This window comes from Dethiosulfatibacter aminovorans DSM 17477 (genome assembly GCF_900142005.1).
In the GTDB taxonomy this organism is placed as follows: domain Bacteria; phylum Bacillota; class Clostridia; order Tissierellales; family Dethiosulfatibacteraceae; genus Dethiosulfatibacter; species Dethiosulfatibacter aminovorans.
The window spans coordinates 217,996-242,788 of record NZ_FQZL01000005.1; the positions used below are offsets into that span (position 1 = coordinate 217,996).

Here is a 24,793-nt window from a genome sequence, read left to right on the forward strand (position 1 = left end):
AAATATATTGTATACAATGCAAAATGCACTTGCTGTGAAATCCGGGGAATGATATACTCGAAACAAAGGAGGTCTACTATGGATAAAAGATGGCCCTATGAAATGGAAATGAATAAAGAGGAAAGAGTGGAAGCAGATGTACTTGTTCTGGGTGGAGGTATAGCCGGATGTATGGCAGCCATATCCGCCGCAAAATCCGGACAAAAGGTTGTTCTTGTTGAAAAGGGGGCAACGGAGAGGAGCGGAGCTGGCGGGTCTGGCTGTGACCACTGGGAATCCGCTGCAACAAATCCCGGATCAACAGTATCTCCGGAAGACCTGGTCAAAGCAATGATTGACAATGAAAATGGATATAATAATGGTATTTCACACTATATCGAATGCAGGGAAGGCTATGACAGGCTTCTCGACATCGAAAAAATGGGCGGAAAGATACGTGACGAGGACGATGAGTTCAAGGGAGCTGCCTTCAGGGACGAGGAGACCAAATTCCTATATGCATATGACTATGACAGCAGAATTACATTGAGAATCTGGGGAACAACATTCAAGCCTGCCATGTACAGGGAACTATTAAGGTTGGGAGTCAAGGTGATTGACAGGATAATGGTGACTTCCCTTCTCACTGAGGATGGAAAACAGGGAAGCAGGGTTGTGGGAGCGACGGGCTTCAACGGCAGGACAGGAAAGTTCTACATATTCAAAAGCAAGTCATCCATCATGTGCATGTCAAGACCTGCAAGGGTGTGGCTGTTTTCTGAAGCTCATCCGGGACTGTGTGAATTCAGACCTACCCAGTGCATAGGGGACGGTCATGCAATGGGATGGAGAGCCGGAGCAGCCTTCAATATGATGGAGAAGTCAGTGAAGGCGGAGTTTTCTGCAGCAGGACAGAGCTTTCCGCCCTACGGAGCAGGAAACAACCACAATACATGGTACCCTGCTACACTTATAGATTCTAAGGGAAGGGAAATTCCCTATATGAACAGGGACGGCAAAATCCTTAAGGATTACTACGAAAGAACCAAGTCCGGGGACGACCAGCCCTTCTTTTTGAAAGGCGGAAATATAGAACAGGCAAAATATGACTATGACGGACCGGAGACAATGTCCTTCGATGAGTCCATAAAGCAGGGATTCATACCACCCTTTTACGCTGACCTTACAGATATGCCTAAACAGGAAAGGGACATAATCTGGGGAATGATGGTTGGAGAGGAAGGGAAGACAAGGATTCCAATTCTCAAGAACTACACCGATGCAGGATTCGATCCTGAAAAGCACGTCCTCCAGTGTTACGGAGCAGGATGGACATCATCAAGTTTTTCTCCAAATGAACGCCAGCTTTTTGGACTACCTGGAGGATTTCACAATGACTGGACTCTGATGTCGTCTTTGGAAGGTTTATTTGTGGCAGGTGATTCACTTTTCGCTTCAAACTGTTTTGGACATGCTGCATCGACAGGGTCTTATGCGGGCAGACATGCTGCAAAATATGCTTCGAATATGGACCTTAAAGAACCTGATGAAGTCCAGATTGAGCTGGAGAAAAAGAGGGTATATAGCCCAATGATGACCGAAACTGGTGATTCCATGGGATGGAAGGAGCTTAACGCAGCCCTTTCAAAGACCATGAGGAACTATTGTGGTGAAGAGAAGCACGGGAATATCCTGAAGACGGGACTTGAACAGTTGAACAAGCTGGAGGAAAAAGCAAGGAACCATGCACATGCAGCTAATCCCCATGACTTGATGAGGCTTAATGAAGTATTCAATATTTTGACTGTTTCAAAGCTGATTATCCATGCATGTCTTTCAAGGGAGTCGAGTTCTGAAACCCTTAACTTCAAGAGAATGGACTATCCTCTTCAGGAGCAGGAAAAAGACAAGAAGTTTATAACTGTAAGTCAAAGGGGAAACAGGATTGAAGTTGAGACTGTGCCTATTGACTATTACGGTGACCTCAAGGAGAATTATGAAAAATATAATCCGGATTACATAGGAGAGAAATGTTATGGATGAATATAAATACAGTGCAGTCGCCAAAGCTCTTTCAAGACCCCTGATCTTTGACGAGGACAAGTGCATAGGATGCAACAGATGTGTAAATATATGCCAGGTGGACGTATTGTTACCAAGAGATGAAGAAGACAAAACCCCAAGGGTCCAGTATCCTGATGAATGCTGGTATTGCGGATGTTGTGTAATGGCTTGCCCAGTTGAGGGGGCACTTACACTGAGGCATCCCCTGATGAACCAGGTAAACTGGGTGGAAAAGAAAAGCCTTGTAAAATAACAGGAATGTTGAAATTAAAACCTCAAAATTCAATTAATTGTATAACCGATAATCTTGTGTTAAAATATCTGTATCCAAAGGAGAATATTATGCAAAAAATCAGTAGAAAAACATTAACGGACCAGATATATGAAATATTGAGGGAAGAGATAATTCAACAGAATATTGTCAGTGGAACAAGGCTTCAGTTCAAGGAACTTCAGGAGAAATACAGTATAAGTTCAAGTCCCCTGCGTGAAGCCATGAACAGGCTTTACCAGGATGGGTTGGTGACATACTTCTCCAACAAGGGAGCCCAGGTTGTGACATTCACAGAAGCTGATGTCAATGAAGTGTATGATCTGTACTGTGAACTGGACTGCATTGCCATCAGGTATGCATTTGATTCCGGCAAGGTTGAAGAAATGTATGTAGACCTTAAGAACAATCTTGTGGAAACAGGGAAGTGTCTGGAAACAGGAAGCTTCATGGAATTCAACAGGCTGTCCGATGATTTTCACAATATCATTTACAGTTATGCCAACAACGGCAGGCTACTGAAAATGGCAAACCAGTTGAGGGGCCAGTTCACCATTTTGTCGAACCTATATGAGGAAAAGATGGAAAACAGGCAGGCCATATATGACAACCACAGTGAAATTCTGAAAAGACTAATTGACGATGATATTAAGGGTGTAGTGGAGCTTGTCAGAAACAGTTTCAATTCTTCAAAGTCGTTTGTTTTGGAGCGCATGAAGGCAGCTGATAGTTAAATATAGAGCTTTCACATATAGAAAAGATGCCTTGCATCTATAGAAGGGTACTTGGCAATTTGTAGAAAATACAAAAAATGACTTAAAACCAAAAGTTTTTTCTTAAATGAGAAAAAACTTGCCATAAAACACCTTTTTATGTTAATATTGACATGAAAGAGGTGTTTTTTATGATTGAAAGGAAGGAATATTTAAATAAGCTGATAGACTTCAAGGACAAGGATATCATAAAGGTTGTGACAGGAGTTAGACGTTGTGGAAAATCAACCTTATTTGCACTGTTCATGGACTACTTGAAAGAAAATGGAGTAGATGAAAAACAGATAATATCAATTAACCTTGAGAGTGTTGAATATGATGGACTGAGAGACTACAAGTCTCTTAATGATTATATTGCTGCAAAATTAAATAATGGAATGAACTATGTTTTCATTGATGAAGTCCAAAACTGCATCGAGTTTGAAAGGGCTGTTGACAGTCTCTATATTAAGAAGAATGTCGATATATATGTGACAGGCTCAAATGCATATATGTTGTCAGGTGAATTGGCCACCTTGCTGTCCGGAAGATATGTAACAGTCGACATGCTGCCTTTTTCCTTCAGGGAGTACTGCGATGCCTTCAGTTACAGCAATCTGTCTGTTGATGAGAAGTTCAACGACTATATCAGATTGGGTTCATTTCCATACATATCATCCCTTGAGCAGAATGAGCAGATGATAAAGCCCTATCTTGAGGGAATATACAATACGATATTGATAAAGGATGTTGCCAGCAGGGAAGGGATTTCAGATATTTCACTTCTTGAGAGTATTATTAAAACCATAGCCAGCAGTATAGGCAGCCCGATTTCAATCAACAAGATAGCCAACACTCTGAATTCTTACGGCAGAAAGATATCCGTCAATACTGTTGAAAAATATGTTAGGGCCTTGACAGACAGCTACATTTTCTATAAGGTTGATCGCTATGATATCAAGGGAAGACAGTACCTTAAGACTCACGGCAAGTATTATATTGTAGATACCGGCATGCGTCGTATGCTGCTGTCCAGTGCCTCATCAGATATAGGACATGTTATTGAAAATATAGTTTTTCTGGAATTGTTAAGAAGGGGATACAAGGTCAATATAGGCAAACTTGCTCAAAAGGAAGTGGATTTTGTGGCGCAAAAATATGAGGGGACCGAATATTATCAGGTGGCTGCCAGTGTTATGGATGAGAACACATTAAAACGTGAACTTGCCCCTCTGGACAGCATCCCCGACCATTATCCGAAGGTTTTGCTTACTCTTGACAGGATAGGACAAAATTCAAACTATAAAGGCATTCGGCAAATTAATCTAATCGATTGGCTTCTGGATGGAGAAACAACGAGATTATAAAAAACAACTGTATCATGACTGGAATTACCAGCGGGATACAGTTGTTTTGTTTTGGATTGTTATATTGAATGTTTTGGTCAAAGTATTGAAATCAGCATGTCTATTACAGCCTGTATGTCATTTTTGCTGACGATCTCATTGGCTGTATGGGCGTTTCTTGTCACTATCGATACCGCTGCCGACTTGACGCCTGTCTGGACTGACTGGAATGCGCCTGCATCGGTGCCGCCGCGCTTCATGACTTCAAACTGATAGGGTATATTGTTGTCCTCGGCCCCTTTGACAAGCATTGATTTCATTTCAGGATTGATGATGAGGGAAGGGTCCATCAGCTTTATCCCTGCTCCATTGCCCAGTGAGGCGGTTGAGTTTTTTGTTCCGGGAAGGTCTCCGGAAGGTGTAATGTCAACGGCTATGCCGTACTCCGGTTCGATTGAATATGATGCGGTGTAGGCTCCTCTCGTGCCGGATTCCTCCTGGGAAGTGAATACGAAATACAAATCGTATTTGGATTCCTTGAGAGCCTTTATTACCTCTATGAGTACGAAGCAGCCTGCCCTGTCGTCGAGAGCCCTGGACATTACTATTTCATCATTTTCATAAAACTCGCTGCAGAAATTGCCAAAATCTCCTATGGAAACTTTCTTTTCAGCGGCTTCCTTCGAATTAACTCCTATGTCAACATACATATTGTTGACTCCGGCCTTGCCCAGATCTCCTCCTGCTTCAAGGTCAATATCGACACCTATGGTTCCCATTACCGTATCATTGATGACAACCCTCTGGCCGATGAGGGTGAAAGGTATAAGCCCTCCCACGGCAGTGAACCTGAGGCATCCGTTTTCTTCTATACCGTGAATCATTAATCCAATCTGGTCCGTATGGGCTGTGAGCATGAAGCGGGGTCCAGAGCCCTTTCTGTGGGCAATCATGTTTCCGAACCTGTCTTCGGATATCTCATCTACATAATCTTTTATCATATCCCTTATGATTGTATTTACCTTGTCTTCCTGTGTAGGGACGGCATTTATAGAGCAAAGTTTTTTCAATATTGCTGTATCCATTGATTAACCTCCTGTTTCAATAGGTGTGCGTTTATTGTTGTATACCTATTATATTCTAACACAGAAAATATATTTTGCAAAATGCAAAATATATTTTAGTCTCTATGAATCTCCTTCAAATAATTGTACATTGTAGCTTGAGATATGTTCAGTACCTCGCATACCTTCTGTACGGAACCTTTCACATCGAAAACACCTTTCTTGTCCAAACGATTTATTATATCGAAGCGGACTTCTTTTGTCATTATATCCAGACCCGAGTGTTTTATCTTCTCGATTTCATCTGAGATTATATTGTCTATAAGGCTTTCGATAGTTTCCTCTTTATTGGTTGCGGTACTTTCCAAGGGAATGCAGGATGTTGTGAAATATGACAGGAAATTTTGAAATTGCTCAAGCTCTTTAATATTTTGATTTACGCACAGTACGTAAGCCAGCTCGCCATTTTCATCTCTGATGAACATGTTTGAAGATCTCAAGGGCTGATCATTGCTGGATATTCTCCGATAACCAACAAGGTAGTCCTGATTGTTCTCTGCCAGTTCCTTAATTCTTTCCAATGTTTCAGAATTATTTTTGTAATCAGGCTGTCTACCTGTAACATACCCGTGCTTAAGGAAGAGTATTTCACCGGTGCGGAAATTATGAAGTGTTATCTCCGTTGAAGGACCCTGGACCCTGGACATAAAGTTTGCAAATTGTATGAGTAATTTTTCCATAAGAAACCTCTGTTGTAAATTTTGTTTACTTGCTATAAAAATATTATAATGGCTATTGACAAATTTTGCAACGAGTGTAATAATATTATAAAAGGTATAAAAATATTCTAAGAAAAATATCATATCGATTATACTGTATTTATAAATACAAGAAAAAGGATGCAACTTTTGTAGATGTAAAATGATCATTGCATGTAAACGGTTGCGAAAGGAGATTGAAATGTATTGGATAAAAAATGCCAATGTAATAACTTGCAAGGATGATGCAATTCTTGAAAACCATTGTATACAGATGGAAAACGGTGTCATTTCCAAAATAGTGCCTGTTGAAGAATGCCAGCCGGATAAAGGGTCAACGATCATTGATGCTAAGGGAGAGTATGTTCTTCCGGGACTTATCAACTGCCATGAACATGTATTGGTGGACGACAAGAATATGTCCACTGATTTGACAAGTTATGAACACACTATTATGAAAAGTGTAGCTTATCTGGAGGATATCTTGAAGAGTGGATTTACAACGGTTCGGTCTATGATGGATTTTTATAATCTTGAAATGGTTTTCAGGGACGCCATTGAATCCGGTGTAATAAAAGGACCTTCCCTTGTGGTTGCAGGAAAAGCTATGACGGCTACGGGAGGTCATTTCGGTCAGTTTCTTCCCTGCTGTGATACAGTTGAACTGGCAAGAAAGTATACCAATGAACAATTGTCAAAAGGTGCAGACTTCATAAAGGTATATCTCACAGGAGGAGTGACAACAGTAGGTGTTGCAAATGCCGTGAATGTGAAGCCGGAATGTCTGGATGAAATAGTCTCCATAGCCCACGATGCCGGCAAGAAAGTGGCGGCACACTGCATAGGGGGACAAGGTGTCCTGGTAGCTGCAAAAGCTGGTGTGGATTCAATAGAGCATGGTAGCGGACTGGATGAAGTCAGCGGACGATATATGCTGGAGAATCAAATTACACTGGTGCCTACTATACTGCCGGGATATATGAATAATATCCTGCCTGACAGGGAATCACTTCCTGAATTCTTCAGAGTGAAATCTGATCAGTATCTGGAGGATTGTAAAAAAGCAGCTGCCTTTGCAAGGGAAATGGGAATAAAAATCGCTGTCGGTACAGATGGAGGCGCAATAAACACCCCTCATGATATAGGTGCCTTGGAGTTGTCTCTTCTTTCGGAACAGGGCTATACGCCAATGGAGTGTATTTTGGCTGCAACGGTAAATGCAGCAGACCTGCTGGGCATGTCCGGGGACAGGGGAACGGTAGAAATCGGGAAAAGAGGGGATTTGATTATTGTTGATCAAAACCCACTTGAACAACTTGAATGCTTGCAGGATGTAAAGCATGTCTTTAAAGAAGGAGTTCTGATCCGTTGATCAAATGGGTCAAGCTATATATGCAATTTTACAAAAATTTAAACTAATTTTAGGAGGATTTAATGAGTTTTCAATTGATTACAACATTGGTTATTGTAGCAATCACAATTATCATGTTCGTTTCGGGAAAAGTGGATTACGGCATAGTCTGTGTTTTTAACGTTGTCGGGTTGACTGTTACAGGTGTCATGACAGCTGAACAGGCCCTTGCAGCTTTTTCCAATACGAATGTAATACTTTTTGGTGCTATGTTCATTGTAGGAAACGGATTGACTAAGACAGGCATAGTCGCCAAAATTTCATCACTGGTGTACAGGTACAAGGATAATCCAAAGGCGCTCATTGCAATATCATGTATTTCAGGTGCCCTCATTTCGGCTTTGGTCAACCCAATCATAGCAGTTCCTGTTTTGCTTCCAATTATGATTGAACTGGCAAATGAAACAGGCATCAGCAGAAGCAAATTGCTTTACCCCATGGCTGCCTGTGTTAATGTAGCTGCGGCTGTCACAATAATGGGAATAGGTGCAATAAATCCAATATCAAACAATATGATGATGCAGGTCGGAGGTACCATACCATTACAAATGATTGATTTCACAATAGCTAGAACACCTTTTGTCATCATTACGATTCTTTATTTTGTATTTATAGGACACAAGTTTCTTCCTGACATTCCCAACAGCAGCTTTGATGATCAATCAGAGGTTGCAATAGGGAGTTTTGCAGAAATGAGCAAGAGCAAGCAGTCCATTGCAATCATCATATCAATTATGACAATCTGCTGTCTGTTCATAGCTGACTACATTCACGTAGGTACCTGGATTGTTGCAACGGTAGGTGCTGCACTCTTTATTGTTTTCGGCATACTCAGCCCAAAGGAAGCATACAATTCCATAAATCCTCAAACAATGTTCTTGTTTGTTGGAATTCTAACACTTACCAGTGCAATGGCTGTATCCGGCGCTTCGGATTTCGTAGGGGCACAGTTGACAAGTCTTTTCACCAGCGGTGTTAATCCATATATTGTATTGTTTGTACTTATGATGGTTGTTCTCGTGCTCACACAGCTCATGTCAAACATGATTATTGTAGTATTTTCCGGAATTGTAGCAATGGTCTGCGTACAATTGGGCATGGATCCAAGAGCAGCAGTTATGGGAGTGCAGATTGCTGGTTGTGCATCAATACTGACTCCTATGGCAAGTCCCGTCCAGGCAATGATAGCAATACCTGGAAAATACACAATCAAAAATTTTGTTAAGGCAGGTTTACCGGTATGTATCATAAGTATAGTTATTGCTACCTTCTTCTTGCCGATGCTGTTCCCGTTTTATCCTTGATGACGGTTTTTGAATAGTATATAATAATGCAAGCTCCCACATGGATCGAACGGGATTTCATGGAGGGAGCTTTATTTTGTTTTGCTTGCATTAAATGCTTATTTGGAATTTTTTGAAACTTATTTCAATTATTTAATGATTTCAATATGTTGAAGAAATTACAAGTAAAACTGTAATTAGATTGATATTATATTTGAATTTATCTGAGATAGTATTTTAAAATAATGAAAAATCTATTGCAATAAAAAATCATGTATGGTAAAATCTAAACAGAACTAGAACGAGGTTCGGTAGTAACGAAAACAAACCTATGAAAGAGTGATAATATGGCAAATAAAAATGGTGTTACCGTACAATCTGTTGTGAGAGCCTTAAAAATACTTGAATTATTTGTAAAGAACAAGGAATTGAGTATAACTGAAATATCAGAAAAAATGGATTTGAGCAAGAGTACAGTGTATGGTTTGGTGAATACATTGACAATTAAAGGTTTTTTGGAGCAATATGATGTAACAAAAAAATATAAATTGGGTATTAAAAATTTTGAACTAGGAAATTGTGTTCAAAAGCGTATGGATCTTAGGTTGGAAGTGAATCCTCATTTTGAAAGTTTAAGTAAATTATTTGGTGAGACGATGCATCTAGCCAAACAATATGAGGGAGAAGTAGTTTATCTTGAAAAGGTTACAGGTTCCGATTTCAGTATTGTTTCATCTCAGATAGGAAACCGTGCTCCAATGTACTGCACAGGAGTAGGAAAAGTGATGCTTGCATATCTTTCTGAAGAGTATCTAGAAAAATATATTTTTTCAAAGCCTATGAAGAAGTATACGGAAAATACGATAATTACTAAAGAGAAACTATTAGAAGAGCTTGAAAATATTAGGCAAAAAGGATATGCATTAGATGATGAAGAGATTGAAATAGGATTAAGATGTGTAGCTGTTCCAATATTCAGCCAAGGAAAAGAGATTTTGGCTGGAATCAGCATATCAGTACCAACGGGACGAATGAATATCGAAAGAATTGAAGAAATGAAAAATGAACTAATAAAATGTTCTGAACAAATATCCAGACATATGGGTATGTAAGTAATATTTTAAATATGCAATAGAAAGAGTTCGTCAATAATGAAATAAACAAATGAATTGAAAGAAATAAAAATATTCTGAACAAATATTTAGATATATGGTGTGAGTGGAATATTTTTTGCACACATATCAGAACATTATTCGGCAATGACGAAAAACATAAAACGCATAAGAAAGGGATTAATTTTTTTAAGCACATATCGGAACGCGGTTCGTTAATGATGAAAAATATACAAGGAGGTAAAATGAAAGATATTAGAGATGATATTTTCGAAGAGATTTTGCACAGTAAATTCATAGCTAATCTTGTATCAGAGAATGAAGGAATTATTGCTGGAAGTTCTTATGCACTGGACCAGGCTAAAGATATTGGAATTGATCTTAAGTTTAATTTTTGTGATGGGGACAGGATTAAAGAAGGAGATATTATTGGCGAAATCATAGCAAATCCTAAAGGAATGGCTATTGCAGAGGAACGAATAATTGGAACTGTTGCCAAATATTCAGGAATTGCCACTGCAGCAAAGACTGCGGTTGATACTGCTAAAGGTAAAGTTAAGATAGTTGCAGGCTCATGGAAAAAGATGCCGCCACAAATGAAAGTTGGAGTAAGGCATGCAGTGAATCTCGGAGGTGCTTTCTTTAGAATTACCGAAGAGCCTATGATTTATTTGGACAAAAATTATATAAAAATGTTGGGGTCTATACCTTACGCTCTTGAAGCCGTAAAAGACAAGATAGATTATGTAAAAGTCATTCAAATAAAGGGAAAAGATTTTTCGGTTGAAGAGGAAACTGTTATGGCATTAGAAAACTATTGCGGAATAATTATGGTTGATACCGGTGATATAAATGATTTAAAAAAATGTATTGATACAGTAAAAAGATTAGGTCAGAGAAATAAAGTTGAGATTGCTTTTGCAGGAAACGTAAAGATTGATCATATAAATATTTATACCGACATGGATTTGGATATTTTATGTATAGGTAAGGAAATAGTAGATGCACAGTTATTGGATATCAAGCTTGATGTTATTGGTGAGGATGTGAAATCATGGGATTAAATTTACTTGAAAAAACGGAATTATGGATTAATAATATTACTCTTGATAATGCAAATTTGACAAGAATGGCGGGTATATTGGCGGAAGTGTTGAAACTTGATAAGGAAAAGGTTCTTGTGGTTGACGTTAGGTCGAACCACATTACATTCGACATAATGGAGAAAAACGTCGAACAGGAAAACATCATAGGAAAAGAAAGTGAAATACTTGAGAAGCTTGGAGCCATGGATGGTGTCAACCTGTACGATGATACATACATACATTCAAATGGAATCCTGGGCACCATATGCTATGATCAGGATAACGCACCTGAAATAATAGAAAACATAAATACTATGGAAAAGGAAATAACGGAGAGGATATCAAAGAGAGCCATCGTATATCCTACGGGCTTTGAACTTAAGGAAGGTTTGATTGAAGACACCAACACCCCCTTTCTTAAGGAATTACTTGAAAACGAAGGATACAAGGTGACAATAGGGAAAATAATAGACGATGATCTGGATATAGCCAGCTACCATTTGTCGGATGCACTGTCAAGAGGTTTCGGTCTGATCATAACGACTGGAGGAGTCGGGGCGGAAGACAAGGACAAGAGTGTTGAAGCGCTTTTGAGAGTTGACAAGGAAGCGGCGGTGGACTACATTGTCAAATTCCAGAAGGGTACCGGAAGGCATGTGAAAGATGGCGTAAGAATAGGAGTGGGACAGGTTGGGCTGTCAAGAATTGTAACACTGCCTGGGCCTAATGATGAAGTAAGGCTGGCTGCACCCGTATTGCTGGAGTGTCTTAACAACAACAGCGACAAGACTGTAACATCAAGGAAATTATCGGAAGTCCTTGCCAAGAAACTCATGGCAAAAAAGCATATGCATCACAAGCATCATACGCATGATTGGAAATAAAAAATAAATGAAGTGAAAGGAGAAGAAATATGGATTACAAGAAAATTGCGAAGGATCTCTATGACGCTGAGAAGGGCAGTTACCAAATAGATCAGCTTACGGAAGCTAATCCAGGCATGAAGGTGGAGGATGCATACAAGGTTCAGCTCGAACTGATTGAACTGAAGAAAAAGGCTGGAGAAAAGGTAATAGGACTGAAAGTCGGCCTTACAAGCAAGGCAGTACAAAAAATGCTTGGTGTTACTGAACCGGACTATGGACATCTGACGGATGCCATGTTGTTGCCGGAAGGTGAGATATGTTCAATGGATGAGCTTAATCAGCCAAAGGTTGAAGGGGAACTGGCATTCTGCCTCAAGAAATCCCTGAAAGGTCCCGGGGTGACAATAGCTGACGTATACAATGCGACAAACTACGTCGTACCAGCAATAGAAATAGTGGACAGCAGGATAAAGGACTGGAAAATCAAGCTTGAGGATACCATATCCGACAACGGATCCAGTGCAAAGTTTGTACTGGGCAGTAAAATGACGCCAATCGAAGAAATAGACATGCGACTGGTTGGCATGAATCTGGAAAAGAACGGAGAACTTGTCGCAAGCGGTACAGGAGCAGAGGTATGGGGAAATCCTGCAGCGGCAGTTGCCTGGCTGGCAAACAAACTGTCCGAGTTTGATATTGAACTGAAGGCAGGAAGCATAATAATGTCGGGATCCTTCACTGCAATGTCCGTTGCGGAAAAAGGGGACATATTCAATGTCAGCTTTGCGGGAATGGGAAGCATCACATTGAAATTTGAATAAAAGATTCCATTGAATTATTAAGTTAAGAAGATTGGAAAGGAGAGATTATGGAAAAGATAAAAGCAGCGATTATAGGACCGGGAAACATCGGCACGGACCTATTGATAAAACTCGGAAGAAGTGAATACATACAGGTTGACTATGTTGTGGGTATTCAGGAATCGGAAGGAATCAATATAGCAAAGGAAAAGGGAATAGCAACGACTACAAACGGCATCAAGGATCTGATGGAAAGGGAAGGAATACAAATAGCCTTTGATTCAACAGGAGCAAAGCCCCACTTGATGCATGCGCCCTTGTTGAAGGAAAAGGGAATATTCACACTTGATCTTACACCTGCAGCAGTAGGACCTTATTCTGTTCCTTCAGTCAATCTGAATGACGAACTGCTGGAAGAGATCAATGTCAACATGGTAACCTGCGGAGGACAGGCGACAGTGCCAATCGTCGCAGCAATAAATGAAGCGGCGGACGTTGAATACGCGGAGATAATAGCATCCATCAGCAGCAAGAGTGCCGGACCGGGAACAAGGAAAAACATAGACGAGTTCACTGAAACAACAAGAAAGGCAGTTGAACAGGTTGGTGGAGCAGACAAGGCGAAGGTAATGATAGTCCTGAATCCTGCAGAGCCTCCGATATACATGAGAAATACCGTATATGCCAAAGTGAAGAATCCGGACATTGACAAAATAAAAAAATCAGTTAATGCAATGCTTGAAAAGATAAAAGAGTATGTGCCAGGATACACATATCTTCTGGAGCCCATAATCAAGGACGATATAGTGACAGTGATGATTCAAGTAGAAGGACTTGGAGATTTTCTTCCTAAATATGCAGGAAATCTTGACATAATAAACTGTGCAGCAGTAAATATTGCTGAAGAATATGCTAGAAAATTGTTGGAGGTGAAAGTGAAATGAGAAAAGTAATTATAACAGATACTACGTTGAGAGATGGAAGCCATTCGGTATTTCACCAGCATACATTGGATGAAATGAAATCTATAGCTAAAGCTCTTGAAGATGCAGGAGTAGACATAATAGAATTGGGCCATGGAGACGGACTTACTGGAAGTTCAATTAATTATGGTTTTGGATTGCATAATGACTTTGAATATATCGAAGCTGTAGCTTCAGTTCTTACAAAAGCAAAACTTGCAGTTTTGCTTATTCCCGGGATAGGAACTATCGAACATCTTGAAAAGGCAAAAGAACTGGGAGCCGAAGTTATAAGAGTGGCAACCCATGTTACCGAGGCGGATGTTTCAGAGCAGCATATAAAGGCGGCCAAGGAGATGGGACTGTTTACTGTCGGATTTCTGATGATGGCCCATATGGCTGATAAGGAAACTATTTTACAGGAAGCGAAAAAAATGGAATCATATGGAGCTGATGTTGTTTATATGACTGATTCATCAGGAGCAATGCTTCCTGATGAGGTATACGAAAATATTAAATATCTTAAGGAAAATCTCAATGTGCCAATAGGACACCATTCACACAATAATTTAGGGATGGCAGTTGCAAACAGCTTAAGTGCATATAAAGCAGGTGCGGATTATATCGACGGTTCACTTATAGGTCTCGGGGCTGGAGCAGGAAACTGTCCGACTGAAATGCTTGTAGCTGTTTTGGATAAGCAAGGAATTGAAAACAATGTTGATCTATATAAAATCATAGATGCCGGAGACGATGTTCTTAAACCAATAATTGTAAACAAGGGAAGAGAACTTCCTAGATTTAACTCCGATTCGTTGATGGTCGGTTATGCTGGAGTTTATTCAAGCTTTATGCTACATGCTAAAAATGCTTCCGAGAGATTTAAAGTTGACACAAGAGATATACTTGTAGAGCTTGGAAGGAAAAAGGCAGTTGGAGGGCAGGAAGACTGGATAATTGAAGTGGCACATAATCTGGCAAACAAAGACAAGATAATGCAGCCAACAAAATAATTGTTGGCTATAAATTACATGGAGGTTCCTATTAATGAAAGAAGTAACACTGTTGGCAATGGTTGACACCGATCTTTGTATCGGCTGCAAAATCTGTGAAAAGGTATGTCCGGTCAATGCCATTAAGATTGTGGACAGAAAAGCAGTAGTTGATGAAGACATATGCAGAGGCTGTGCAAATTGTGCAGACCGATGTCCCAAGTATGCCGTTAAAATGGTGAAAAGGGATGAATCGTTTATGGTAGGTGTAGATGTATGTAAATCAGATCCCGAGAAAATCAAGGAAATTTGCTTGAATGCACATATCAATCCGGAGCAGATACTTTGTTATTGTGTAGGTGTAAGAGCGGATGAAGTTGCAGCAGCAATACTACAAGGAGCAAAGACACCTGAAGAAATTTCTTCGGTGACTGGTATAAGGACAGGCTGTTCTATAGAGTGTGTACAATCACTATTGAGAATGGCTGAAGCTGGCGGACTCAAGCTGGAACGTGACAAAAGCAAATGGCAGTGGTATGGAAGGACGGCTACAGCCTGGGATATACCTAAAGAGATAAAAGAAAAATATGAAAGCAGAGGATTTTACTTCAATGAAGACAGGGAGTTGATGGAAAAGGTGGCCCATATTCCCGGTCAATGCTGTTGCGGAGGTGAAGAACATGATGAATAAACCTATTATGCCTATTGAACCCAAACCATCACAGTATGGGATTGATCCTTCTTTGGTAAAAAAACGTGTTGCTGAGATGCCCAACATGGTATCTCTACAGTTGAAGGACTTGTTCGAGGACCTGCCTCCTGTAATATTCCCCGGTGGTGAAAATGCACTTGAGGATGTCAGGAAAGCGGCAAGGGATTCTCTGATGAATGTTGATATGTCCATGATCATGCCCGAGCATTCAGTCAATGTTTTAGCATCACACCATGGTTTTACATTGTTAGGAGGGCATCCATATGCTGAATTATTGAAAATGATTCGGGATGTAGTTGTGGAGAAAACAGGATGTGAAGACATAAGGTTGAGAGCCGGTGTTGGAATGCGTTTTCGTGAGACTGAAGAGTACATCAAAAGATACGGCTTGGATGAACATTACAAGGGCAAGGCTATAGGGATAGCTCCCATAGATGAAGGGTTGCCCATAGAGACGGAGATAGGTACGCTCTATGGACTGAAAAAAGCATATGATGCGGATTGGATAATTCATTCACATCACACTGATGTCAGAGAGGTTCACTTCCACAGACAAGTTGACAAGGCGGTAAAACCCTTTGGAATGTCATATGCGAGAATTGAGACTAGGAGTACGTACCACCAGAACCTTGGACCTAGAGCGGCCAATTTCACTGCAAGAGCCTTATTTGAATCAGAATTTGTACAGAAAAAATTTGCTTTTGCTTCATTTCTGAATGTTGGTCCTCATGGAGTAATCGGGGTTGATTCGGACAATGACCTATATGCGGTTAATGACAGGGCAACATTCATAGGATGTCAGCTTTATGGAAAGATAATGACTTTGTTCGGGGAAATTGATGAATGTATAGCTGTACTTGATTTCCCATGTCCTGTCCCATATGTATTCTCGGCAGGGGTAATATATGCCAATTTCTGCGGGGCCAATGATGACCTCTACGATTTGGAAAAGCCGTTGCCTTCATATACCTGGTATACAGAAGCTTTTTACGGCAAAAATGATAAGCCGATTCTGGAAACGATTCCAGGAATGAATCCTGCCATTAAAATGTGCGTCCACAATTATGCATGGCTTGGATATCCTTCAGAATTTTTCTCAAAGCATATACCTACGGTTGTTGTGGGACGCGAACAGGCAGATCTTTTTGATACTGACCCCCTAAACATTTTATATATGTCTCATGCTGTGACATGTAAAACAACTGAAGCTGCAATGGAATTTGCCTATAATACTGCCAAGACAGACAAGGTAATCATCTTTGACGGTGCAATGGGAGGATTGAATGTCAGTAAATCTCTGGCGGAATATTTGATTAAGAAAGCTCCAGAAGTAAATGAAAAAGTGGACAAAGAGCTTCTTCCTAAATGGCTGAAGCAAAGGGGAGTAGATTTATCGATATTGGATGAATTAAAATATGAATTAAAATAGGAGGAAATAATATGGACTTAAATTTAAGAAATTGGATTGAAGTTATGAAAAAGGAAAAAGTCTTAAAAACAGTATCAAAAGAAGTAAGTACTGAATTTGAGATTGCAGCAATTGGCAAAAAATTGGAGCCCGATTATGGTGTAATGTTCAATAATGTCAAAGGATATGATGTGCCTGTTATCACGGGATTGGCAGGTACAAGGGAGAAAATGGCAAGCTCCTTGAGTTTGACAGTTGAAGAACTAATGGAGCGATTCAATAATGCACTATCATTGCCTACTCCGTGCAGTATTGTTCCTTCCGAGGGTCTTGGAATCAAAGAGAACATATACATTGGTGATGATGTAGATATAGAAAGAATCTTGCCTGCATGTGTTCACCATGAAAAAGACAGCGGAAAATATATCACGTCAGGAATGCTGATAGTAAAGGATCCCGAGACAGGTATAAGAAATGTTGCTATTCATAGACATGAAATAAAGGATAAGAATCATCTTGGAGCTCTATTATTGCCAAGGCACACTCACCATATATTTGATAGAGCTGAAAAGACAGGAAAACCTCTTGAAGTAGCCTTGATTATTGGGACGCATCCAGTCCTGCTTCTTGCTTCCCAAGCTACAACAAGATTGGGAATAGACGAGTTTGAGATTGCAGGAAGCTTAATAGGAAAGCCTGTGGCAATGACGAAATGTGAGACGGTAGATTTGGAAGTTCCTATAGAATGTGAATACGTTTTAGAGGGTAAAATTCTACCTAATATAAGAAAAGATGAAGGTCCTTTTGGAGAATATCCAAAAACATATGGGCCCAAAAGACCAAGACATGTTATTGAAATCACTGCTATTACACACAGAGATAATCCGATTTATCACACGATAATTCCAGCTACTATGGAACATCTTCTGTTAGGGGCAATACCAAGAGAAGCAACAATGTTTCAGATTGTAAAACAAGCTGTTCCAAGTGCATTCGGTGTTCATCTTACACCTGCAGGTGGGTGTCGATATCATGTTATAATAGGAATTGATAAAAAAAATGAAGGTGAGGCTAAAAATGCAATTTTTGCCGCATTTGCAAGTAGTAGTGAAGTCAAACAAGTTGTTGTTGTGGATAAGGATATTGATATTTTTGATTCTAAAGACGTTGAGTGGGCCATTGCAAACAGGGTACAGGCCAACAATGATGTAATCATAGTAAAAAGTGCAATGGGCAACAAACTGGACCCTTCATCAGACGAAGGTGTAAGCGATAAAATGGGTATTGATGCAACAGTTCCATTGAATGCAGATCCGGAAAGATTCCAAAAAATCAATATACCTATGTATGATGAAATTATATTGGAAGATTATTTGGATTAGATTATATTGATTTGGACAGTTATATTAGGATAAAATTATATTATATTATTAAGGGAAGTACGGTAATTTATATTTATAAACAAGTATATTGGAGGAAAAATAATGAATATAGCATTAGTATCATTGTTATCTATAGTTTTAGTGTTTGTTGTAGGCGCATTTAAAAAGAATCCGTTACATCTAGGTCTATTGGCCTTAGCTTTCGCCTATTTTATTGGAAGATTTGAAGGGTTAAAAGATGTTGAAATAATGAAACTTTTCCCTACTACCTTATTTGTTCGTGTATTTTGTATTATGTTATTTTTTGGTATTGCACAATCTAATGGTTCTTTAGAATTATTGGCAAAAAAGATGCTTAAAAAAACTACTAGAAATGTTAAATTACTACCTTATTTTATATTTTTTACGGGAGTAATATTAGGTTCTATTGGTATTAATAGTCTTGCAGGCATGGCGATTTTAAGTGGTATAGGTATTTCTTTAGCATTGGCATCTGGTGGACATCCATTGCTGTTTGGTATTGCTGGTGGTTATGGTGTTGCAACGGGTTGCTATAGTCCGATTAATGAGTTTACAGCAAATATTACTTCGGCTACTGAAGGTGCAGGACTAAATATAGATCTTGTTTCAATTTTTATTTTCACACTCATTGCTTATACATTTAGTTTTACAGTAATGTATTTATTAATGGGAGGTCATAAAGCTAAAGGACAACTCTCAGATGAAGTCCTTGATAATTTACCTGATTTTGACAGAAAACAAATATATACAATGCTAGGGATAATTGTTGTTTTAGCATTAGTTATTGTTTTTAGAGTAGATGTAGGCTGGGCGGGATTGATGGTTGCGATTATATGTATACTGTTAGGTTGTAGTAAATCTACTGATGCGATAAAGAGTGTTTCTTTAGCTTCTCTGATACTGATTACAGGTGTAGGAACACTGATCAGTCTGGTTTCTAAATTAGGTGGATTTGAACTTATGAGTGCTTTATTAGCCAAAGTTATGACTGCCAATACTGTAGCACCTACTATGAGCTTGACGTCTAGTGCTATGTCCTTGTTTACTCTTGCAAGACTTTGTGTTATTACTTTGGTCCCCGCTATACCTGGTATAGTAGATGTAATTCCTCATTCCTCTGCTAATTTAGCAGCTATTGCTACATCTGCAGGTGCTTTTGCTTCAAGTATTGGACCATTATCTTCTAATGGAGCACTGATTATGCAAAATCTTTCACAGCAGATGGGAGAAGAAAATGCGTTAAAATATTTTACTAAACAAATGGTCATGGGAGTAGTAGGGGCAGTAGTTATTGCATTGACATTCTTTATCATTTCGCTATTGGGAATATTTTAAGTAGTTGAAAACATTCTAATATAACTGTGGACTATAGTATTGTTGACTTTTAATAAACAGAATGTGTTAAACACATTCTGTTTTATTAAAAGTAAAGGAATGAATAAATTTGCTGAATAATTGTAATGTTTGCATATCGAGTATTTAGAAGGAGGATGATAATATTCAACATTTACTAAATGGCATTGTACAGTTTAGAAAAAAAGATTATCAGGTTAATAAGGAACTTTTTAGTAAATTAAAGGAAGGACAAGAACCGCATACTCTTTTTATTTCCTGTTCTGATTCACGAATAAATCCAAATATGATTACAGGGACTATGCCAGGAGAGTTGTTTACTATTAATAATATAGCCAATATTGTACCTCCTTATTGTGATGCTTTAGAATACGTAGCCACAACGTCAGCTATAGAGTATGCTATAAATGTATTAGAAGTTGAAAATGTTATTGTATGTGGTCATTCGAATTGTGGTGGATGTAATATAGATCATAATTCTTTTGAATCATTAGAACGGTTGCCACTTATGCGTAAATGGCTAGAATTAATAAAACCTATAAAAATGTCGAGTAGTAATGATACTTGGAAAAGAATGGTGGAGCAAAACAATGTCATTGAACAATTAAAACATTTAATGACTTATCCGTACATCTATGAAAAAGTAAAGACAGAGAATTTGAAATTAAGTGGATGGTATTATCAGATTGAAACGGGCGAAATATTTATATACGATGAAGGTGCAAAAGAATTTCAACTTAGGAATTGAAGCATTCCTTGAATATTAGTCTTTATTTTATATAATGAAAAATTGGAGGTTATGAATGAAAAAAAGAATAGTAGTTGGAATATCAGGAGCTAGTGGCGTAATTTATGGTATAAGAATTTTAGAAGAATTAAAAATGAAAGATTATGAAGTTCATCTTATAATTACAGAAGCGGCAAAGAAAAATATTGAATATGAAACAGATTATGATGTTACCCAAGTAGAAAAATTAGCTGATGTAGTATATGATAACAATGATATTACGGCTGCTATTTCTAGTGGTTCATTTTTAACTGAAGGAATGATAATAGCTCCTTGTTCTATAAAATCATTATCAGGAATATCAAATTCTTTTAACAATAATTTATTGATAAGAGCTGCCGATGTAATATTGAAGGAAAAAAGAAAACTGGCATTATTGATACGTGAAACTCCTCTACATCTAGGCCATATTAAATTAATAGAGAATGCCATATTGATGGGGGCTTTAATATATCCACCCGTACCTTCTTTTTATCATAAGCCTGAAACGATTGAAGATATTGTAAATCAGACAATTGGTAAAGTGTTTGATTATTATAAAATTGAGCATAATTTGTTTAGAAGATGGAAATAAGTATATGAAATTATAATAGTATAGGATTTTAGTGATTTATATTGAAGCGCAAGTAATTGGAAATCTTACAATAATTGAGAAAAAGATTGTGGTTGACTTATTGATGCCTACGGTTTATGATAAAAAGAACGATGGGCCAAGAATCACCGATACGATTTGAGTTAATAAGAATTATGGAGGAAGTTTGTGAGGATTGCGGTAGTAGACGGACAGGGTGGAGGAATTGGAAAGAGCATAGTGGAAAAGCTGAGGAAGGAATTTGGGGACAATGTATCCATACTGGTCCTTGGCACCAATGCGACGGCTACTTCTATGATGATGAGAGGTGGTGCGAATGAAGGTGCAACGGGAGAAAATGCCATTGTATTTTGCGCACCAAAGGTAGACATAATCATGGGACCCATTGGGATTGTTGTAGCAAATTCAATGCTTGGAGAACTCACACCTAAAATGGCCAAGGCAGTTGGTGAAAGTCAGGCTAAAAAAGTGCTTATACCATTGAATCAGTGCAATGTCCATGTTGCCGATACCGGAAGCAGGTCACTGTCACAGCAGATTGAAAATGCAATTCAAATTATTAAGAATTTTTCCAGCTAAAAAGTGTGCGCAGGTTTTTGTCAAAATATTTGACAAAGAATGATAATTGATATAAAATGGTACAAGCAATCAGATTTATACAGTGTTTTGGCAAGAAGTCTCAACATGTTTTGGCAGAAGGCCTGAACAATAGGATTGCATCAAGTGGCAGAATCAGTTTTCTATAATAGAGATGAATAGAACCATGAAGGTTGAACCAACAGAAGTTGGGTTTGCTTTTCATGGTTTTTTTGATGTATTGAAAGAAATTATCAAAGAGGGAGAAACAGTATGAATGCATATGAAATGCTAAAAAAGGTTAAATCAGGCGAAGTTTCCATAGAAGAGGCGGAAAACTTCTTTTCCAGGGAGCATTTTTACGACATGGGGTATGCGAAGCTTGACACGCATAGGAAATCAAGATCCGGCTTTGCAGAGGTTATTTTCTGCAGCGGGAAATCAGACAAACACATGCTTGAAATATTCGGGAGACTTTACGAGGATGAGGGTGAAGTACTTGGAACAAGGGCTTCCGAAGAGCAGTATGAGCTGATCAGGAAGGAATATCCGGAGGCGGAATATGACCCCATATCAAGGATAATAAAGATCGAGAAGGATAACAAGAAGCGGGTGGGGAAAATTGCTGTTTGTAGTGCAGGTACTGCCGATATTCCTGTTGCGGAAGAGGCGGCGCAGGTAGCAGAGTATTTCGGTTCTAATGTTGAAAGAATTTATGATGTGGGTGTCAGCGGAATCCACAGGTTGCTGGGTACTATGGATAGAATCAACGGAGCAAATTGTGTTGTAGCGGTTGCCGGCATGGAAGGTGCCCTTGCAAGTGTTATTGGAGGGCTGGTTGACGTGCCCGTAATAGCTGTTCCCACATCGGTAGGATACGGAGCCAATATGAATGGTCTGTCGGCGCTTTTGACTATGATCAACTCCTGTGCAAACGGCATAACAGTTGTTAATATTGACAACGGCTACGGGGCAGGATATGTTGCAACTCAAATCAATAGACTGGGAGTAAGAAAATGAGTAAAAAGTTATATTTGGAATGTTACGCGGGAATAAGCGGAGATATGATGGTGGCATCATTGCTGGACCTTGGAGCCGACAAGGATGTCCTTGAAAAGGCACTGAAAAGCCTTCCAATAAACGGGTTCGATATCAAAATAAGCAGAGTGGTCAAGGTGGGCCTCGACATGTGTGATTTTGATGTGATACTGGACAACAAGCATGAAAATCATGACCACGACATGGAATATCTTCACGGAGACCGCTATCACAAGCATGACCGTAACCATGAGCATCCACATGATCACGATCACAACCACAGTCACGACCACGAGCATACGCATGATCACGACCATGACCACAACCACAGTCATGAGAATGAACACGAACATCCGCATAGCCACGACCATGAACATGGCCACAGCCATGACCACCGCGGCTTGCCGGATATCCTCGATATTATCGACAGGACTGAAATAACGGATAATGCCAAGTCCATAGCGGTTAAAACCTTCGAAATCATTGCAAGGGCGGAAGCAAAGGCTCATGGTCTTGAAATCGACAAGGTGCATTTTCACGAAGTGGGTGCAGTCGATTCCATAGTGGATATAGTTTCTGTTGCGGTCTGTCTGGACAACCTGGCCATAGAAGAGGTTGTCGTGCCTGTAATGTATGAGGGAAAAGGCTTCGTGAGATGCCAGCATGGAGTGATACCCATTCCCGGTCCAGCTGTCTCGAACATTGCATCGGAGAACGGACTAGCTTTGCATATTATGGATGTCGAAGGCGAATTCATCACTCCTACGGGAGCTGCTATAGTTGCAGCGATTAAAACATCTGATGCCCTGCCGAGACAATTCTCAATCAAGAAAATAGGAATGGGAGCCGGAAAGAGAAACTACGAGAGGGCAAGCATTCTGAGAGCAATGCTGATTGAAGACGAATCGAAGGAAAAGGATATAATATACAAGCTGGAAAGCAATATAGACGACTGTACAGGAGAGGCACTTGGCTATACCATGGACAAGCTGTTTGAAGCTGGAGCAAGGGATGTGAACTATATGTCGGTTTTCATGAAAAAGAACAGGCCTGCCTATCAGCTAAATGTAATATGCAAGGAAGAGGATATTGACAAGCTGGAAAAGATAATATTCGAAGAAACAACATCCATAGGTATTAGAAGGCAAAAGATGGAAAGGTCCATATTGAAGAGGAACATAAAAACAATCAATACTTCAATGGGAGATGTTGATGTAAAGGTATGTGAGCTTGATTATGGTATGAGATTCTATCCTGAATACAGCAGTGTGATTGAATTGTGCAAAAAACACAATATGCCATATCAGGAGGTTTACAACATGATAGTAAGGGAAGCCCATGGAAAGCTATAAAAGTAAATGCAGCCGATTGTTGTCTGAAATTGACAAATATACGAATAAGGATATTGTCATAGCATTTTCGGGAGGTGTTGACAGTTCCCTGCTTCTTAAGCTTGCTTGTGAGTCTGCCGCAAAAAAGGGCAGTGAAGTTCATGCGGTTACAGCAGAAACAGGGCTTCATCCTGTAAAGGATATTGCCATTGCAAAAAAAGTGGCTGAAGAGGCCGGAGCTATTCATCATGTTGTCAGAATAGATGAGTTGAAGAATGCTGGCATAGAACATAATCCAGTAGACAGATGCTATCTTTGCAAAAAACATATATTTTCAGAACTCAAGAAATATGCGGAAGGACTGAATATAGACGTTGTTCTGGAAGGAACCAATGAGGATGACCTTCACGAATATCGCCCCGGTATAAGGGCTCTTCGTGAGCTAAATATATTGAGCCCCATTGCCGATGCTGGAATGACAAAGGAAGATGTCAGGGAAATGGCAAGGGAATTCGGCATATCAGTAGCCGACAGGCCATCTTCGCCCTGCCTTGCCACAAGATTTCCATATGGAACGTTGCTTTCCGACGAGAAGATGAGAGCTGTTGAAAAAGGGGAGTCATATATTCAGGAACTGGGATTCTACAATGTAAGGATCAGGGTCCATGAGGACATCGCGAGAATAGAAGTTGATGAAAAGGAAATGAAGGAGCTGCTTGACAAGCGTGGCAAAGTGATTCGACTCCTTAAGGACTTGGGCTTTGAGTATATAACTGTTGACCTGGAAGGATTCCGTTCGGGAAGCATGGACAACAAAGTGAAAAGCAGGGAACAGGCAGTTGACTAAA

The 24,793-nt window shown here is 39.5% G+C and carries 24 protein-coding genes; 22 read left to right on the top strand and 2 right to left on the bottom strand.

The window, feature by feature from the left end:
* The first annotated feature begins 78 nt into the window (after positions 1-78).
* The 4 genes from BUB05_RS02705 to BUB05_RS02720 all read left to right on the top strand — a co-directional run bounded on the left by BUB05_RS02705 (position 79) and on the right by BUB05_RS02720 (position 4,433).
* A complete protein-coding gene (locus BUB05_RS02705) occupies positions 79-2,022 on the top strand; it encodes an FAD-dependent oxidoreductase (protein WP_073046748.1) in 1,944 nt (647 codons plus the stop codon).
* Positions 2,015-2,296 (top strand): 4Fe-4S dicluster domain-containing protein, encoded by a 282-nt coding sequence (locus tag BUB05_RS02710; RefSeq protein ID WP_073046753.1) that lies wholly within the window; start codon positions 2,015-2,017, stop codon positions 2,294-2,296. Before BUB05_RS02705 ends, BUB05_RS02710 begins: the two co-directional genes overlap by 8 nt.
* Positions 2,297-2,385: 89 nt before the next feature.
* On the top strand, positions 2,386-3,048 hold the full coding sequence (locus BUB05_RS02715) for a GntR family transcriptional regulator (protein WP_073046756.1): 663 nt from the start codon (positions 2,386-2,388) through the stop codon (positions 3,046-3,048).
* Between the two features lie 170 nt (positions 3,049-3,218).
* The gene (locus BUB05_RS02720; RefSeq protein WP_073046759.1) at positions 3,219-4,433 is read left to right on the top strand and encodes an ATP-binding protein; all 1,215 of its coding nucleotides are present in this window, start codon (positions 3,219-3,221) and stop codon (positions 4,431-4,433) included.
* Positions 4,434-4,510: 77 nt separating this feature from the next.
* Here BUB05_RS02720 and BUB05_RS02725 read toward each other — a convergent pair whose 3' ends face one another.
* Positions 4,511-5,497, bottom strand: coding sequence for a M42 family metallopeptidase (locus tag BUB05_RS02725; protein ID WP_073046762.1), 987 nt, complete (start codon positions 5,495-5,497; stop codon positions 4,511-4,513).
* A 95-nt stretch (positions 5,498-5,592) separates the two neighbouring features.
* Positions 5,593-6,216 carry a helix-turn-helix transcriptional regulator gene (locus BUB05_RS18630; RefSeq protein ID WP_073046765.1) on the bottom strand — a complete coding sequence of 208 codons (624 nt, stop codon included), beginning with the start codon at positions 6,214-6,216 and terminating at the stop codon, positions 5,593-5,595.
* A gap of 220 nt (positions 6,217-6,436) precedes the next feature.
* Between BUB05_RS18630 and BUB05_RS02735 the strand changes: the two genes are divergently transcribed.
* From BUB05_RS02735 to larE, 18 genes are all read left to right on the top strand, one after another.
* On the top strand, positions 6,437-7,606 hold the full coding sequence (locus tag BUB05_RS02735; RefSeq protein ID WP_073046768.1) for a metal-dependent hydrolase family protein: 1,170 nt from the start codon (positions 6,437-6,439) through the stop codon (positions 7,604-7,606).
* Positions 7,607-7,668: 62 nt separating this feature from the next.
* Positions 7,669-8,949 carry an SLC13 family permease gene (locus tag BUB05_RS02740; protein WP_073046771.1) on the top strand — a complete coding sequence of 427 codons (1,281 nt, stop codon included), beginning with the start codon at positions 7,669-7,671 and terminating at the stop codon, positions 8,947-8,949.
* Between the two features lie 326 nt (positions 8,950-9,275).
* Positions 9,276-10,040 carry an IclR family transcriptional regulator gene (locus BUB05_RS02745; RefSeq protein ID WP_073046774.1) on the top strand — a complete coding sequence of 255 codons (765 nt, stop codon included), beginning with the start codon at positions 9,276-9,278 and terminating at the stop codon, positions 10,038-10,040.
* Between the two features lie 245 nt (positions 10,041-10,285).
* Entirely contained in the window at positions 10,286-11,104 is an 819-nt protein-coding gene (locus tag BUB05_RS02750) for a beta/alpha barrel domain-containing protein (protein ID WP_073046776.1), read from the top strand.
* Positions 11,095-12,009, top strand: coding sequence for a molybdopterin-binding protein (locus BUB05_RS02755; RefSeq protein WP_073046779.1), 915 nt, complete (start codon positions 11,095-11,097; stop codon positions 12,007-12,009). The genes BUB05_RS02750 and BUB05_RS02755 overlap by 10 nt, the downstream gene beginning before the upstream one ends.
* A gap of 29 nt (positions 12,010-12,038) precedes the next feature.
* A complete protein-coding gene (locus tag BUB05_RS02760) occupies positions 12,039-12,812 on the top strand; it encodes a 2-keto-4-pentenoate hydratase (protein ID WP_073046782.1) in 774 nt (257 codons plus the stop codon).
* A gap of 47 nt (positions 12,813-12,859) precedes the next feature.
* A complete protein-coding gene (locus BUB05_RS02765; protein WP_073046785.1) occupies positions 12,860-13,735 on the top strand; it encodes an acetaldehyde dehydrogenase (acetylating) in 876 nt (291 codons plus the stop codon).
* The gene (dmpG, locus tag BUB05_RS02770; protein WP_073046787.1) at positions 13,732-14,766 is read left to right on the top strand and encodes a 4-hydroxy-2-oxovalerate aldolase; all 1,035 of its coding nucleotides are present in this window, start codon (positions 13,732-13,734) and stop codon (positions 14,764-14,766) included. Before BUB05_RS02765 ends, dmpG begins: the two co-directional genes overlap by 4 nt.
* 34 nt (positions 14,767-14,800) lie before the next feature.
* Positions 14,801-15,436, top strand: coding sequence for a 4Fe-4S binding protein (locus tag BUB05_RS02775; RefSeq protein WP_073046790.1), 636 nt, complete (start codon positions 14,801-14,803; stop codon positions 15,434-15,436).
* Positions 15,429-16,886 (top strand): hypothetical protein, encoded by a 1,458-nt coding sequence (locus BUB05_RS02780; RefSeq protein ID WP_073047180.1) that lies wholly within the window; start codon positions 15,429-15,431, stop codon positions 16,884-16,886. Before BUB05_RS02775 ends, BUB05_RS02780 begins: the two co-directional genes overlap by 8 nt.
* 11 nt (positions 16,887-16,897) lie before the next feature.
* Positions 16,898-18,247 (top strand): UbiD family decarboxylase, encoded by a 1,350-nt coding sequence (locus BUB05_RS02785; RefSeq protein WP_073046793.1) that lies wholly within the window; start codon positions 16,898-16,900, stop codon positions 18,245-18,247.
* Positions 18,248-18,349: 102 nt separating this feature from the next.
* Positions 18,350-19,603: an SLC13 family permease gene (locus BUB05_RS02790; protein WP_073046797.1), complete on the top strand. Its 1,254-nt coding sequence runs from the start codon at positions 18,350-18,352 to the stop codon at positions 19,601-19,603.
* Between the two features lie 163 nt (positions 19,604-19,766).
* Positions 19,767-20,369 carry a carbonic anhydrase gene (locus BUB05_RS02795; RefSeq protein WP_073046800.1) on the top strand — a complete coding sequence of 201 codons (603 nt, stop codon included), beginning with the start codon at positions 19,767-19,769 and terminating at the stop codon, positions 20,367-20,369.
* A gap of 55 nt (positions 20,370-20,424) precedes the next feature.
* Positions 20,425-20,982 carry a UbiX family flavin prenyltransferase gene (locus tag BUB05_RS02800; protein ID WP_073046803.1) on the top strand — a complete coding sequence of 186 codons (558 nt, stop codon included), beginning with the start codon at positions 20,425-20,427 and terminating at the stop codon, positions 20,980-20,982.
* Positions 20,983-21,168: 186 nt separating this feature from the next.
* Positions 21,169-21,579: a DUF3842 family protein gene (locus BUB05_RS02805; protein WP_073046805.1), complete on the top strand. Its 411-nt coding sequence runs from the start codon at positions 21,169-21,171 to the stop codon at positions 21,577-21,579.
* A gap of 270 nt (positions 21,580-21,849) precedes the next feature.
* Complete coding sequence (gene larB / locus BUB05_RS02810) at positions 21,850-22,596, top strand: nickel pincer cofactor biosynthesis protein LarB (protein WP_073046809.1); 747 nt, start codon at positions 21,850-21,852, stop codon at positions 22,594-22,596.
* Positions 22,593-23,966, top strand: coding sequence for a nickel pincer cofactor biosynthesis protein LarC (gene larC / locus BUB05_RS02815; protein ID WP_073046813.1), 1,374 nt, complete (start codon positions 22,593-22,595; stop codon positions 23,964-23,966). Before larB ends, larC begins: the two co-directional genes overlap by 4 nt.
* Positions 23,953-24,792: an ATP-dependent sacrificial sulfur transferase LarE gene (gene larE / locus BUB05_RS02820; RefSeq protein ID WP_073046816.1), complete on the top strand. Its 840-nt coding sequence runs from the start codon at positions 23,953-23,955 to the stop codon at positions 24,790-24,792. Before larC ends, larE begins: the two co-directional genes overlap by 14 nt.
* The last annotated feature ends 1 nt before the right edge of the window (position 24,793 follow it).

Coding starts and splice junctions, on each gene's coding strand:
- BUB05_RS02705 (WP_073046748.1), top strand. CDS start 79: ATGGATAAAAGATGGCCCTATGAAATGGAAATGAATAAAGAGGAAAGA.
- BUB05_RS02710 (WP_073046753.1), top strand. CDS start 2,015: ATGGATGAATATAAATACAGTGCAGTCGCCAAAGCTCTTTCAAGACCC.
- BUB05_RS02715 (WP_073046756.1), top strand. CDS start 2,386: ATGCAAAAAATCAGTAGAAAAACATTAACGGACCAGATATATGAAATA.
- BUB05_RS02720 (WP_073046759.1), top strand. CDS start 3,219: ATGATTGAAAGGAAGGAATATTTAAATAAGCTGATAGACTTCAAGGAC.
- BUB05_RS02725 (WP_073046762.1), bottom strand. CDS start 5,497: ATGGATACAGCAATATTGAAAAAACTTTGCTCTATAAATGCCGTCCCT.
- BUB05_RS18630 (WP_073046765.1), bottom strand. CDS start 6,216: ATGGAAAAATTACTCATACAATTTGCAAACTTTATGTCCAGGGTCCAG.
- BUB05_RS02735 (WP_073046768.1), top strand. CDS start 6,437: ATGTATTGGATAAAAAATGCCAATGTAATAACTTGCAAGGATGATGCA.
- BUB05_RS02740 (WP_073046771.1), top strand. CDS start 7,669: ATGAGTTTTCAATTGATTACAACATTGGTTATTGTAGCAATCACAATT.
- BUB05_RS02745 (WP_073046774.1), top strand. CDS start 9,276: ATGGCAAATAAAAATGGTGTTACCGTACAATCTGTTGTGAGAGCCTTA.
- BUB05_RS02750 (WP_073046776.1), top strand. CDS start 10,286: ATGAAAGATATTAGAGATGATATTTTCGAAGAGATTTTGCACAGTAAA.
- BUB05_RS02755 (WP_073046779.1), top strand. CDS start 11,095: ATGGGATTAAATTTACTTGAAAAAACGGAATTATGGATTAATAATATT.
- BUB05_RS02760 (WP_073046782.1), top strand. CDS start 12,039: ATGGATTACAAGAAAATTGCGAAGGATCTCTATGACGCTGAGAAGGGC.
- BUB05_RS02765 (WP_073046785.1), top strand. CDS start 12,860: ATGGAAAAGATAAAAGCAGCGATTATAGGACCGGGAAACATCGGCACG.
- dmpG (WP_073046787.1), top strand. CDS start 13,732: ATGAGAAAAGTAATTATAACAGATACTACGTTGAGAGATGGAAGCCAT.
- BUB05_RS02775 (WP_073046790.1), top strand. CDS start 14,801: ATGAAAGAAGTAACACTGTTGGCAATGGTTGACACCGATCTTTGTATC.
- BUB05_RS02780 (WP_073047180.1), top strand. CDS start 15,429: ATGAATAAACCTATTATGCCTATTGAACCCAAACCATCACAGTATGGG.
- BUB05_RS02785 (WP_073046793.1), top strand. CDS start 16,898: ATGGACTTAAATTTAAGAAATTGGATTGAAGTTATGAAAAAGGAAAAA.
- BUB05_RS02790 (WP_073046797.1), top strand. CDS start 18,350: ATGAATATAGCATTAGTATCATTGTTATCTATAGTTTTAGTGTTTGTT.
- BUB05_RS02800 (WP_073046803.1), top strand. CDS start 20,425: ATGAAAAAAAGAATAGTAGTTGGAATATCAGGAGCTAGTGGCGTAATT.
- larB (WP_073046809.1), top strand. CDS start 21,850: ATGAATGCATATGAAATGCTAAAAAAGGTTAAATCAGGCGAAGTTTCC.
- larC (WP_073046813.1), top strand. CDS start 22,593: ATGAGTAAAAAGTTATATTTGGAATGTTACGCGGGAATAAGCGGAGAT.
- larE (WP_073046816.1), top strand. CDS start 23,953: ATGGAAAGCTATAAAAGTAAATGCAGCCGATTGTTGTCTGAAATTGAC.